At 70.6% G+C, this 12,015-nt stretch carries 9 protein-coding genes; 6 read left to right on the top strand and 3 right to left on the bottom strand.

The annotated features are described in order from the left end of the window. Window positions 1-9: 9 nt before the first annotated feature. From WMF46_RS22080 to WMF46_RS22070, 3 genes are all read right to left on the bottom strand, one after another. Window positions 10-2,202: a hypothetical protein gene (locus WMF46_RS22080; protein WP_437987389.1), complete on the bottom strand. Its 2,193-nt coding sequence runs from the start codon at window positions 2,200-2,202 to the stop codon at window positions 10-12. 156 nt (window positions 2,203-2,358) lie between these two features. Further along, window positions 2,359-2,970, bottom strand: a complete 612-nt coding sequence (locus WMF46_RS22075; protein WP_437987388.1) for a 50S ribosomal protein L11 methyltransferase — start codon at window positions 2,968-2,970, stop codon at window positions 2,359-2,361. Window positions 2,971-3,103: 133 nt separating this feature from the next. Beyond that, entirely contained in the window at window positions 3,104-3,958 is an 855-nt protein-coding gene (locus tag WMF46_RS22070) for a fibrinogen-like YCDxxxxGGGW domain-containing protein (RefSeq protein ID WP_437987387.1), read from the bottom strand. 548 nt (window positions 3,959-4,506) lie between these two features. On the opposite strand from WMF46_RS22070, the gene WMF46_RS22065 reads away from it, so the two are divergent. The 6 genes from WMF46_RS22065 to WMF46_RS22040 all read left to right on the top strand — a co-directional run bounded on the left by WMF46_RS22065 (window position 4,507) and on the right by WMF46_RS22040 (window position 11,804). Next, the gene (locus WMF46_RS22065; RefSeq protein WP_437987386.1) at window positions 4,507-5,826 is read left to right on the top strand and encodes a CmpA/NrtA family ABC transporter substrate-binding protein; all 1,320 of its coding nucleotides are present in this window, start codon (window positions 4,507-4,509) and stop codon (window positions 5,824-5,826) included. An 84-nt stretch (window positions 5,827-5,910) separates the two neighbouring features. Further along, on the top strand, window positions 5,911-6,708 hold the full coding sequence (ntrB, locus tag WMF46_RS22060) for a nitrate ABC transporter permease (RefSeq protein ID WP_437987385.1): 798 nt from the start codon (window positions 5,911-5,913) through the stop codon (window positions 6,706-6,708). A gap of 5 nt (window positions 6,709-6,713) precedes the next feature. Then, window positions 6,714-7,544 (top strand): ABC transporter ATP-binding protein, encoded by an 831-nt coding sequence (locus WMF46_RS22055; protein ID WP_437987384.1) that lies wholly within the window; start codon window positions 6,714-6,716, stop codon window positions 7,542-7,544. Further along, window positions 7,541-8,422 carry an ABC transporter ATP-binding protein gene (locus WMF46_RS22050; RefSeq protein WP_437987383.1) on the top strand — a complete coding sequence of 294 codons (882 nt, stop codon included), beginning with the start codon at window positions 7,541-7,543 and terminating at the stop codon, window positions 8,420-8,422. Before WMF46_RS22055 ends, WMF46_RS22050 begins: the two co-directional genes overlap by 4 nt. Window positions 8,423-8,802: 380 nt before the next feature. Then, window positions 8,803-10,521, top strand: coding sequence for a hypothetical protein (locus tag WMF46_RS22045; protein WP_437987382.1), 1,719 nt, complete (start codon window positions 8,803-8,805; stop codon window positions 10,519-10,521). Window positions 10,522-10,577: 56 nt separating this feature from the next. Beyond that, window positions 10,578-11,804 carry a vWA domain-containing protein gene (locus tag WMF46_RS22040; protein WP_437987381.1) on the top strand — a complete coding sequence of 409 codons (1,227 nt, stop codon included), beginning with the start codon at window positions 10,578-10,580 and terminating at the stop codon, window positions 11,802-11,804. Window positions 11,805-12,015: the final 211 nt, after the last annotated feature.

The raw sequence follows: 12,015 nt of genomic DNA, 5'->3' as shown, positions 1-12,015 counted from the left end.
AGCGCGGCCTCATAACGTCTCCAGGAACGCCACGAGCGCCGCCCTGTCCTCGGGCGACAGGTGGCTTGTCTTGCCCATCCAGTCGGCGTTCTGCTCGATGAGCTCCGCGAGCGTGCCGGCGCGCCCGTCGTGAAGGTAGGGCGGCCGGCCTCCGACGAAGCGCAGCGACGGCGTCTTGTACTCGGGGCGAGGATCCTCGTCGTAGCCCGGCGGCGGCGGTCGCTTCGGCATCGGGTACGCCGTGCGATCGGTGTAATCGCTCGTGGGGACGTGGCAGCGGGAGCACTTCGCCTCGTCGCTGTGGAAGATCTCCCGGCCGCGCTTCTCGCGCTCGTCCGGCGCCCTCTCGGCGCGCGGCGGCGTGACGAGGCCCCGGCGGAGGAACATCGCGAGATAGGTCGCCCGCGCCGCGAGGCTGGTCGGCGTATGGTCGATCGGCAGCCCGCCCCAGCGGTGCAGCCCCATGCCTGTCTGCAGCCTGCCGACGAGGTCCTCGCTCTCGCCGTGCCAGCCGTACGGCCCGGCCGCGCCCACGTTGCCGGCGAGCATCGGGGTGCGCCGCGGAACCCCTCGCTTCTTGGCGACCTCGGGGATGTTCTCCGGCCGCCCGACGAAGTTCGCGTGCTCGCCGTCGGCCGTGCTGAAGGTGGCCTCGCGCCAGACGTACCCGTCGTCGCGCCCGTCGGGGTGGCATCCCGCGCAGCCGAGGTTGCCGCTCACCGTGGCGTCGAGCGCGTTGTAGAAGAGCCGGCGGCCCTTCGCGACCTCCGGCCCGAGCGGATCGTCGGCGAGGTGCACGAGCGCCGACGGCCCTTCCGCCACGCCCGCGGCGGCGGACGCCGGCGCGGCGCTGGCCGAGCCCGCCGGGCCCGCCGCTCCCACGGGCGCGACGGTCGAGCCCGCCTCCGCATCGTGCAGCCGGATCGCCGCCACGTCGCCGGTCGATCGGCAGAAGACCCACGCCGTCGCCTCGTCCGCGGAGAGCGCGAGGCCGGTCGGCGCGCCGCACGTGCCGGCCACGCGGATGTGCGGATCGTAGCGGCCGCCGACCGGGTAGCTCCTCACGATCGCGAGCGTCGGATCCACCGCTGTCGCGTCCACCTCGAGCACGAGATCGTCTCCCTCGCCCGCGACGAGCAGCGTGCGCGCGCGCTTGCGGTACGCCATGGCGCGCGGCTGGGTGACGGGCGTGACGCCCGCGCCGGGCAGGGTGATCACGCTCTCCGGGGTGATCACCTGCTCCGCGAACGCCGACCGGAGCACCGGCAGGTTGCCGTGGTGCGGCGGGGCGAGCGGCTCGTCCCGGCCGGTGATCAGCACGTCCACCGTCGCGGCGCCGAACCACGCGGCGTGGCCCATGGCGCCGAGCGCGTGCCGCGCCGCGAACAGGCGCCGCCCGTCCTCGGAGAGCGAGAGCGCATACCCCAGCGACGCGGCGAGCCGCTCGCCCGACGGCGCGCGCAGCGGCGAGGCGGGCAGGGCGACGCGCCGGACCTTCGGCGCCCCGCCGAGATCGTCGATCCTCGTGAGATCGGCGCCGACGAGGTGGCTCACGTACGCGGCGCTGCCGTCGGGCAGCACCGCCACGCCCCGCGGCTCGCGCGCCACGTCGACGGTCCACCGCGTCTGCCCGGCCTCGAGGTCGACGGCCGAGACCTTGTGGGTCCACGCCGAGGTCACGATCGCGGTCTTCTCGTCGGGCGTGACCGCGATGCCCCACGCGTCGGCGGGCAGCGGCACGCGGCCCACCTCGACGAGGCCGGCCGCAGGATCCGGCCGGAAGATCAGCAGCAGCCCCGGGTCGCGGACGGTGGCGAGCACCCGTGCGTCGTGCTCGCCGCGCCCGCCGAGCGCGAGCACCTGCGCGGGCCTGCCTGGCGCGGGGACGCCTGCGCCGGGCCGAGCGGGGTCGAGCGGCAGCGGCACGACGCGCACGACGCCGTGGTCCTCGTCGGCCACATAGAGCGCGTCCTCGCGCGGGGCGCGGGACAGGGCGCCGCCCTCGCGGACCGGCGCGCGCAGCGGCGCGGCCGTGGACGGGGGCAGGGGAGCAGCCGGCGCGCCCGCGCCGCTGGCCGAGGAGATCGCGCTGCCGGCCGGGCCAGGCCCCGCGTCCGTGCCGGCCGTGGGGCCGCGGGAGCAAGCGCTCGCGGCGAGCGCGAGGAGCGCGGCGAGGTGGCGTGTCGCGGGGAGGGTCGGCAAGGGGTCGCCGGATGTTCGCGCGCCCTCGTGCCCCGGGTCAACGGCCGCGCTGCGGGAGGGCGTGACCGCGCTGCTACCTCATGCCCCTCCTCCGGTTCCGGTCATGGAGTCATGCGGTCGTCCGCGGGCATCCGGGTCACGCCCGCCGCACCGAGATCATGTCGCGGCTCCGGCATCGGCGCGCGGCTCGGCGTCGCGCCACACGAGCGCGCGCCACGCGCCCCGCTCGAAGATCTCCGGTCGACGGTCGGCGAGGAGCGGCGCATAACGCGCCACGATCTCCGGAACGTCGGTGGACACGAGCCCCGAGAGGATCAACGTCCCGCGGGGAGCCAGGCGCGCCACGATCCGAGGGGCGAGCGCCGTGAGGACGTCGCGAAGGATGTTGGCCACGACGATGTCGAACGTCCCGTCCGGCCACGTCGCCGAGAAGCTCACGCGCGCTTCCACCGCGCTCCGCCGTGCGTTGTCCGCCGCGACCGCGTTCGCGGCGGCGTCGATGTCGACGCCGATCGCCTCGCCGCCGAGCTTCGCGGCGCCGATCGAGAGGATCCCCGTCCCGCTCCCCACGTCGAAGAGGCGAAAGCCGCTGCGTGGCGCGAACGACGCGAGCGCCTGGAGGCACATCCGCGTGCTCTCGTGCCGGCCGTCGCCGAACGCGTGGCTCGGGCCGAGGACGATGGTGCGGTCGTCGACCTCCGCGCCCCGCGGATCGGTGATCACGCGAAAGCGAGGCGGCACGTCAACGAGGGTCGAACGGTCGCTCATGCGTCGTCGAAGTCTGCCACCGCGGCAGCCCGGGTGTCATCCGCGCGATGGCCCTCGGGGGCGCCGAGCGGCCGGGGTTCACGATGCGCCCGCCCGGCCCAGCGGCGAGCGATCTGGCCCGGGCGGGGGGCGATCACCAGCGGGTCCAGCGGGAGATCCGCTGCAACCGCGTATACCCGCTCCCGTCGTCGGAGAGCCCGTACGACGTCGCGTCCGGAGTGCTCATGTGCGGGCCCCAGCCCTCGTCCTCGATCGGCTCATCGTCGTCCGCGCCGAGGTTGTAGACGAAGCAGTGCCCGTAGTGCTGCGTGACGCCCGCATAGGCGCCCGCGCAATTGCCGTCGTCCTTGGTGTCTGCGTCGAAATCCGGCGACGACCACCCCGTGGCGAATTGCCACGAAAAGAGGTGCTCATCGCCGCCGACCCGTATCGGCGTGAGGAGGTGCATGTCCGCGGTGTCGATGCCCTCGGCGGTCGCCCGCATCACCTCGGCGACTGTCCCCGCGATGTCCTCGATCTCGTCGCGGTATTCCCGGCCGGCGATGTACAGCGACGGCTGGTAAAGGTTGTCGCCGAGCGACGGCGTCCCCTTGGTGGCGAGCCGATCGGCATACAAGATCTTCCAGAACGGGAGCGTCGCGCCGTCCGCTGACCCGACGCTGTTGTAGACGAGCGCCCAGCGATCGCCGTCCACAGGCTCACCGCAGTAGACGTCGGCCTGCTCCTCAGGGCCGGGCCCGTCGGGATCGAGCGCGTAGACGCCGCTCGGGGCGCTCTCGGGGACGGCGCCGCACCGGTCATAGACGCACCCTTCGCTCGCCTCCACGGCGCAGTCTTGCCCGCCGGCGCCCCCGCTACCCCCACCGCCGCCGCCGGCGCCCCCGCCCGCCTCCAGGTGGTAGGGCCCATCGAGCCCGGCGAGGGACGTACACCCGCACGCCAGGAGGCACGCCGCCGCCCCCACCCACGTCGCGGACCCGCTCGTCATCGTCGCTCCCATGACCTGCTGCCTGCCGAATCACACCCGCCGGATCGGCGTGGCGCTCCTCCTGCGCCGCGCGGACGCTACAGCCTCACCCCAGGCCTGGCAAGCAACCGGTCCGTTCGCGAAGCTCCCCGACCGCTCGCTCGGGCGCGCCGCTGCCCCGCAGTCATTGAGACTGAAGACGAAGGCGGCGTGGCGAACGCAACGAACATGACGGAACGGACGTAACGAACGCAACGAGCGTGACGAACGTGAAGTGAATGAAGAAAAAATATCCCACAGAAACTTCATAGAAACAGGCGCCCATGCATTGTCCTTGGCAAATCCTGGGCCCGTGTATGGCTGAGGCCATCCAGGGCGCACACCCGCGGCGAGCGCGAGCTCACCCTGCCGATCTCGCCGCGGAGCTGGCCTGGCTCATCCTCGAACGAACAGGCGATTTCACGGACGGCGCCTCCGGAGCGCAGCCCGTCCAGTCTGCCCCGACCGGCGGGCGTGTCCCTTTCCATGCGCCCGAGGCTCCACGGTCATCCCAGCAAAGGATCTTTGGAATGAAGAGACGAGAACCTGCGAGTGAGGCCCCGAGCGCCACGCCCCTCCACCGCCGGCGTTTCCTCGGCGGTGCGCTCGCGCTCGGGGGAGCCGCGCTCCTCCCCGCCTGCGAATCGCGGTCCGAAGCGTCGGCGAAGCCGGCGGCGAACGCCGCGCCCCTCATCCCGGACGCCGCCAAGCCCGAGGTGTCCGATCTGCGCTTCGGCATCATCGCGCTGACCGACTGCTCTCCTCTCGTGATCGCCCACGAGAAGGGGTTCTTCAAGAAGTACGGCATCAACGCGACCATCGTGAAGGGCGCGAGCTGGGCCGCGATCCGCGACTCGCTCACGAACGGGGATCTCCAGGCGACGCACATGCTCTTCGGCATGCCGCTCGCCTCGACGATGGGGCTCCTCGGATCGCCGAAGATGCCCATGGTCATCCCGTGGCTGCTCAACCGCAACGGCCAGGCGATCACGATGAAGAGCGACCTCCGGGGCAAGGTGGCCGGAGATCCCAAGGCGCTCAAGCCGTTCATCGAGGAGGCGAAGGCGAAGGGGGCCCCCATGACCTTCGCGATGACGTTCCCGCCTGGAACGCACGCCATGTGGACCCGTTATTACCTGGGCGCGGGCGGCGTCCACCCGGACAAGGACGTCGCGCTCGTGACCATCCCGCCCGCCCAGATGGTCGCCAACATGAAGGTGGGCAAGATGGACGGCTTCTGCGTCGGCGAGCCGTGGGGCGCCAGGGCGATCGCCGACCAGATCGGCTACACGGCCGTCACCACGCAGGAGCTCTGGAGGGACCACCCCGAGAAGGTGTGCGCGTTCACCGCGGAGTTCGCCGACAAGAACCCGAAGACGGTGAAGGCCGTGATCAAGGCGCTCCACGAGGCGAGCGTCTGGCTGGACAAGCTCGACAACCGCCCCGAGCAGGCAAACATCGTGTCGAGGCCCACGTACATCAACTGTCCGCCGGAGCTCATCCTCGGCCGGCTGCAGGGGCGCTACGACTACGGCGACGGGCGCACGAAAGAGGACAAGGACTACATGATCTTCAGCGAGCGGGGCTGCAACTACCCGCAGCCCAAGTACGCTCTCTGGTGGCTCAGCCAGTTCCGCCGGTGGGGCATGGTGGAGGGGAAGCCGGACTACGAGGGCGTCGTCAAGCAGGTCATGCGCCCCGATCTCTACGAGGAGGCGATGAAGGAGCTCGGGGTCGCGCACGGCGGCCGGAGCGACGCGCCCGAGACGCTGTTCGACGGCGTGACGTTCGATCCGAAGGACCCGGAGAAGTACGCGACGTCGTTCCCGGTCCACGCCCTGAAGGGATGAACCCACATCGCCATCGCCGCGCCGGCGGGAGGCGCGGCGGCGGAAGCGGAAGAAGCGGAATCGGAAGCGGAAGAGGAGTGCTGCATGAGCGAGGCGAAGGCGATCTCTCCGAGGATTCGAGTCGACCACATGATCCTGCCCCTCTTCGGGGTGGCGTGCGTGATCGGGCTGTGGGCCGCCGCGAGCAGCCTGTGGACCCAGGCGCTGCCCTCTCCGCTCAAGACATGGGAGGTGAGCAGGCCTTACATCTTCGAGCCGTTCGAGAAGCGGGGAGAGCTCGACCAGGGCATCCTCCGCTTCACCTGGTACTCGCTCCAGCGGGTCGCCAAGGGCTACACGCTGGCGATCCTCCTCGGGACGCCGATCGGCTTCTTCCTGGGCGCGTCGACGCTGTTCAGGTCGAGCTTCGATCCCATCATCCAGATCCTCCGCCCGGTCTCGCCGCTCGCGTGGCTCCCGCTCGGCCTCGTGCTCTTCCAGAAGCCCGACCCTGCCGGCGTCTTCACCATCGCGATGTGCTCGATGTGGCCGACGGTCCTGAACACCGCGCTCGGGGTGCGATCGATCCCGCAGGACTACATGAACGTCGCCCGGGTGCTCCGGCTGTCGCGCATGAAGACGCTGTTCAAGGTGCAGCTCCCCGCGGCGCTCCCCTACATGTTCACGGGCTTCCGGCTCAGCCTGGGCATCGCCTGGCTCGTCATCGTCGCCGTGGAGATGTTGACAGGCTCGCCCGGGGTCGGCGGCTTCCTCTGGCAGGAGTACAACAGCCTCATCTACGAGCACATCATCCTGTGCATCATCACCATCGGGGTCGTCGGCTTCCTCCTGGACTCCCTGATGAGCCTCGTCGAGCGCCGGCTCAAGCTGGCGGGAGCGTGACGTCCATGCCGCTTGTCGAGCTCTGCAACGTCGGGAAGAGCTATGGTGGCGGGGCCACCCGCACCGAGGTGCTCAGGGACATCCACCTGGAGATCGAGAAGGGAGAGTTCGTCGCCGTCGTCGGCTATTCGGGCGCCGGCAAGACGACGCTCATGTCCCTCATCGCCGGGCTCCTCAGGCCGGACACCGGGGAGGTCAAGCTGAACGGGAAGATCGTCGAGGGGCCGGGCCCCGACCGCGGCGTCATCTTCCAGAACTATTCTCTCCTGCCCTGGCTCACGGTCTACGAGAACGTCTACCTGGCCGTGGACCAGATCTTCGGCTCCTGGTCCACGGAGAAGAAGCGGGAGCACACCGAGCGCTACATCGCCATGGTGAAGCTCACCGAGGCCCGCGAGAAGAAGCCGGCGCAGCTCTCCGGCGGCATGCGCCAGCGGGTCTCGGTGGCGCGGGCGCTCGCCATGGATCCGGAGGTCCTCTTGATGGACGAGCCGTTCGGCGCGCTGGACGCGCTCACGCGCGCGACGCTCCAGGACGAAATCGCGCGGATCTGGCGCGCCACCCGGAAGACCGTGCTCCTCATCACGAACGACGTCGACGAGGGCATCCTCCTCGCCGACCGGATCCTCCCGCTCAGCAAGGGCCCCCGGGCCACGCTGGGGCCAGGGATCACCGTCGATCTCGAGCGCCCTCGGGATCGCAAGGCCCTCAACCACGATCCGCGCTTCAAGGAGATCCGCGGCGCGGTGATCAGCTACCTGCTCGGCCCGGGCGCCGGGCCCAGGGCGGGCGAGAGCGCGCCCGATGCAGCGCGGAGCGCGGAGGCGGTCGCATGAAGAAGTACCTCGAGATCTGGAATGTCACGAAGACCTTTCCCACGCCGAAGGGCCCCTCGATCGTCGTCAGGAACTTCGATCTGAACCTGAGGAAGGGAGAGTTCCTGTCCCTCATCGGCCACTCCGGGTGCGGCAAGTCCACCGTGCTGTCGATGGTCGCGGGCCTCTCCGAGATCACGAGCGGCGGTATCGTCCTCGCGGGCAGGCAGATCCAGGGCCCTGGCCCGGACCGCGGGGTCGTGTTCCAGTCGCCCTGCCTCCTGCACTGGATGACGGCGCTCGAGAACGTCCTGCTCGGGGTCGAGCAGGTCCACCGGCAGAAGAGCAGGAAGGACTGCATCGAGATCGCGATGCACTACCTCGAGCTCGTGGGGCTCGAGGAGTCCATGCACAAGAAGCCGCGCGAGCTCTCGTCGGGGATGCAGCAGCGGGTCGGGCTGGCGCGCGCCTTCGCCCTGTCGCCCAAGATGCTCCTCCTGGACGAGCCCTTCGGCATGCTCGACTCGCTCACCCGGTTCGAGCTCCAGGAGGTGCTCATGAACCTGTGGGCAGAGGACCAGAAGACGGCGCTGATGGTCACGCACGACGTCGACGAGGCCCTGTTCCTGTCGGACCGCATCGCGATGATGACGAACGGCCCGGGGGCGCGGGTCGGCGAGATCCTGGAGGTCCCGTTCCCGCACCCGCGGGACCGTCAGGAGGTGCTGGAGGACCCGATGTACTATCCCCTCCGAGAGCGGCTGATCACCTTCCTCGAGGGCCAGGCCCACAAGGAGAAGCCCGCCGAGGAGAGCGCCCGAGAGTCCGTTCCGGAAGGCGCCGTGAAGACGGGGCGGTTCTGGAGCGCGCTCTGGAAGGGGACGAGGACATCAGCGTAGAGCGGGGAGACGGGGAGCGGACGGCCGTCGCCGGGCTGCCCCCATGAACGTGCCTCTCCAAACAGCCTGCATGTCCTCTCCTCTCGAGGACCGTACAGCGTCGCTTCCTCCGTCGAGGGCTCTTTGCGACGAACCTCACCAAAGCGCGGATTGCGGTCTCGCTGACCGTTCGGGGCAGAGCTCATCGCGGCCAGGCGAGCGCGAGCTCTGCGCCGCGCGCACCTGTGCGCGCGGCGCTCACGAGGCTCACCACCTCCGACAAAAATGGAGGGAGAGGGGCATGCCCTGAAACAAAAGCGATACGGACTAGCTGGAGTTGCGCGAATGTATCCTTTCTTCGACTGCGTCGGTTGCGGCAAGCGATCAAGCGAGGAAAGTGCATGCGCGTATCTCGAATCTTCGCGGCTGTCGGCATCGTATGGCTCTCTTCGGCTTGCGGCTCGTCCGAGGGCACCGGCTCGGGAGGTGAAGGTGGCGTCGCCACCACGTCAGGGCCCTCCAGCGGCGCGGCCGGGGGCAGCTCCTCCGCCGGTGGCTCCGGAGGGGCCAACGCCGGCGGCGGCGGGATGACCGGAACGGGCGGCGCCAGCGCGACGGCCACCTCTGGAGAAGGCGGGGCGGGCGCGGGCACAGGCGTTGGGGGCGCAGGCACCGGCGGCGCGGGCGGCGCGCTCGCCAGCGGTGCGGGCGCCGGCGGCGCCGGCGGCGCGGGCGGCCCTGACACGGGGGTCGAGGTGCCGACCTGCGAGCCCTTCGGGGCCACGTGCGCGCGCTCCGGAGATTGCTGTTCCGGCATCTGCGACAGCGCGACGAGCACCTGCGCCTCGCCGCTCAGCGTCTGCCTCGGGACAGGCGCCGCTTGCGAGGAATCCTCGGACTGCTGTACCCTCAACTGCGCTTCGGGCAGGTGCAACGCGACCGCCTGCCTCCCCGACGGATCCGACTGCACGGCAGGCGGCGCCGCGTGCTGCAGCGGCATGTGCGTCGGCGGGACGTGCAGCGACGTCAACGGCGCCACAGCGTGCCAGACGGGCGGCAACCCGTGCACCCAGGACAGCCAGTGTTGCTCCCAGCTCTGCGGGCGAGACAACCGCTGCGTCCTCTACTCCTCGTTCTGTGTTCAGCGCAACGACGTCTGCAAGGGCGACAGCGACTGCTGTACCGGCGTGTGCGTGAAGCGGAACGCATCCGACCCCGCGGGCTACTGCGGCGCGGAGCCGTCGACGTCGAGCCGCTGCAACAGCGGCGGCATCGACGGCGCGGTCTGCGACAGCTGCGGCTTCTGCTGCAGCCGCGTCTGCGCGCCGTACGGCCCCACCGGGATCGCCGTCTGTCAGCCGCCGAGCGGCTGCCGCGTGAACGGCGCCCTGTGCCGGCGCAACGAGGACTGCTGCGGCGGCGATCCAACGGCCGCTCTGCCGGGCGCCGGCAATGTCGTCTGCGACAAGTCGGGGGATCGGGACGGGGAGATCGGCCGCTGCCGCAACCCGAACGGCTGCACGCCCCAGGGCGGCGTCTGTCACTTCAAGGACAGCTATTGCTCGGATACGTCCACGAGCGCTCCCAACAACTGCTGCAACTACCTTGGGAACGCCAGCAACTGCCGCCTCGACGCCCTCGGCGTGCCTCGGTGCAACGCGCTCACGGCCTGCCGCCAGGCAGGCGAGGACTGCGCCTCCGCCGACGACTGCTGCGACGGCGCTCCCTGCGTGCGGAACAGCGAAACGGGGAAGCTCCAGTGTTACGACACGCCGGGAGGGACGACGCCCCAGTGTGTCACGGCGGGCGGACCCTGCACGAACAACGGCGACTGCTGCGTCGGAACGACGTGCGAGTACGAGCCGGGCTCCCTGTCGGGCACGTGCACGACAGACTCCCCGTCTGGCGCGACCGGGAGCTCGAGCGCGGCCGGGAGCTCGAGCGCGACCGGCGGAACGGGCGGCGCAGGCGGCGCAGGCGGCGGCGGTGGCTCGGACGGGGCGGGCGGCACCCCGCCGCGATGCGCGGAGTACGGGCAGCTCTGCGGTGCGACGTCCGACTGCTGCAACGCCGGAACCGTGCAGTGTTACAACGGCATCTGCCGCATTCCTCCGGGCTGACGCCGCGTGCTGGCGCGTTGACCCGTGTCGATTCACTCGTGTCGAGGAGAATGGCTATGATCGGCAAGAACCGCGGGAACTACGCCCGCTCCTTGTTCCTGACATCGCTCTGGTGCCTGGGCTGGGCGCTCGCGTCGGGATGTTCGGTATCGGATGGCGGGACGGGCGCGGGCAGCGGCGGCTCCGGAAGCGGCGGCGCGGGTGGAACGGACTCCGGTGGAACGGGCGGGGAGCCCTCCCTCGGAGGCGGTCTCATCGCGTCCGGGTCGAGCGCCAGCTCGGGCGGGGGGGAGGGCGGCGGCGACTGCGGCGGCCAGCAGGCCGAAGCCCAGCCGCGGCAGGTTCACCTCGTGATCGTGCTCGATCGCTCCGACAGCATGACCAAAGCGTGGGAAGCGAGCGACCGCTGGACGATGATGAAGGGCGCCCTCGGCACCGCGCTCGACGTGATCCAGGACAGGATGTCCGTCGGGCTTCAGCTCTTTCCCTCCGACGAGCACTGCGGCATGCCGGCGGGGGAGGAGCTGAGCGTGGCCGTGGCGCCGGGCGCGACCTCGGTCCCCGCCATCAAGACCCTCCTGGATGGCACGGACCCCGGCGGCGCGACGCCGACAGCGGACGCCCTCGCGCGCGCCCTCGGGTACCTCACCGTGGGAGCCGGCGGCGCCCTCGAAGGCGACAGGTACGTCCTCCTGGCGACCGACGGCGGTCCCAACTGCAACCAGGATCCGGCCATGACCTGCGAGGCCGCGACCTGCACCACGAACATGGATGGGGACTGCCCTTCGGGCGTGCCGAACTGCTGCGTCGCCGGCTTGACGGACGTGTGCCTCGACGACGTGCGCACGGTGCAGCGGGTGAAGGACCTGCGCGCGGCCGGTATCAAGACCTTCGTCGTCGGCATCCCCGGCGCGACGGCCTATGCCGCTGTGCTGGACCAGCTCGCCGTCGAGGGCGACACGGCCACGTCGGAGACCTCGCCCCGTTATTTCGAGGTGGTGGACGCGGCGAGCCTCGGCGATACGCTGACCGGCATCACGAGGGATCTCGTGAGGACCTGCGAGCTCGCGCTGGAGACGGAGCCGCCGGACCGCGCGAAGGTGAACGTCTTCATCGACGATGAGGTGCTGCCGAAGCCGGGCGACGACGGCTGGGACTACGACGATTCGACGACCCCGCCCACCCTCGTGATCAAGGGCGCCACGTGTGAGCACGTGAAGTCGATGGGGGCGGAGAGCGTCCGTGTCGAGTTCGGTTGTCCCACCGTCGAGGTGCCGCAATGACCTGCGCCCGTGACGCGCCCTCCCGGCGCGCCGCGTGATCGACCTCCTCCGGCCCTCCGAGAGCCAGCCCACATCGCATGAAGCGCCGCGCCAGCGCCGCACCGCCGCGCTCGGTGACGCGCGCGAACGCCAGACTCCGTCCAAGTTGGATGTCCAGCGCACAAACACTGAAAAATATCACCCTGGACGAACCAATGTTCCGATTTGGGTG

The organism is Sorangium sp. So ce117, assembly GCF_051524395.1.
GTDB lineage: Bacteria > Myxococcota_A > Polyangia > Polyangiales > Polyangiaceae > Sorangium > Sorangium cellulosum_B.
Note: the sequence above shows the minus strand (reverse complement) of the source record. Positions and strands in the feature narration are given on the sequence as shown.

Bases quoted from the DNA above. Each gene is read 5' to 3' on its own strand.
- WMF46_RS22075 (WP_437987388.1), bottom strand. From the start codon at position 2,970: ATGAGCGACCGTTCGACCCTCGTTGACGTGCCGCCTCGCTTTCGCGTG.
- WMF46_RS22070 (WP_437987387.1), bottom strand. From the start codon at position 3,958: ATGACGAGCGGGTCCGCGACGTGGGTGGGGGCGGCGGCGTGCCTCCTG.
- WMF46_RS22065 (WP_437987386.1), top strand. From the start codon at position 4,507: ATGAAGAGACGAGAACCTGCGAGTGAGGCCCCGAGCGCCACGCCCCTC.
- ntrB (WP_437987385.1), top strand. From the start codon at position 5,911: ATGAGCGAGGCGAAGGCGATCTCTCCGAGGATTCGAGTCGACCACATG.
- WMF46_RS22055 (WP_437987384.1), top strand. From the start codon at position 6,714: ATGCCGCTTGTCGAGCTCTGCAACGTCGGGAAGAGCTATGGTGGCGGG.
- WMF46_RS22050 (WP_437987383.1), top strand. From the start codon at position 7,541: ATGAAGAAGTACCTCGAGATCTGGAATGTCACGAAGACCTTTCCCACG.
- WMF46_RS22045 (WP_437987382.1), top strand. From the start codon at position 8,803: ATGCGCGTATCTCGAATCTTCGCGGCTGTCGGCATCGTATGGCTCTCT.
- WMF46_RS22040 (WP_437987381.1), top strand. From the start codon at position 10,578: ATGATCGGCAAGAACCGCGGGAACTACGCCCGCTCCTTGTTCCTGACA.